Origin of the sequence: Haloferax profundi, assembly GCF_001469865.1 — an archaeon.
Classification (GTDB): domain Archaea; phylum Halobacteriota; class Halobacteria; order Halobacteriales; family Haloferacaceae; genus Haloferax; species Haloferax profundi.
Window position 1 is genome coordinate 1 of record NZ_LOPV01000562.1, and the last position, 323, is coordinate 323.

General features: G+C 56.3%; 1 protein-coding gene. It reads left to right on the forward strand.

All coding sequences use genetic code 11. The features are described 5' to 3' along the window. Positions 1–39: 39 nt before the first annotated feature. Positions 40–323, forward strand: a 284-nt coding sequence (locus AUR66_RS16930; RefSeq protein WP_231727950.1) for a CBS domain-containing protein, incomplete at its 3' end; no start/stop codon positions are given.

The following is a 323-nucleotide window of genomic DNA, read 5'->3' on the forward strand; positions in this document are numbered from 1 at the left end:
GCTGCGAAGTTGTTTCTTTCTGAGGACATTGGGTCGGTCGTGGTCGTCGACGAGAACGACGAACCGATTGGGGTGTTCACGAATACTGACCTCGCAGTGTTCGTCGCAGAGGGTGGGACGGGAGGAGAGACAGCAGTTTCAGAGTACATGACTGAACGGGTCGTGACCATCGGCTCTCAGGACAGTGTCCGCGACGCTGCTGCCAAGATGATTATCCACGGTATCCACCATCTCCCCGTGACTGACGAACACGGAAGTGTCGTCGGGATGCTCTCGACGATGGACCTTACGTCGCACTTCTCGTACACGGGAGGAACCGATAT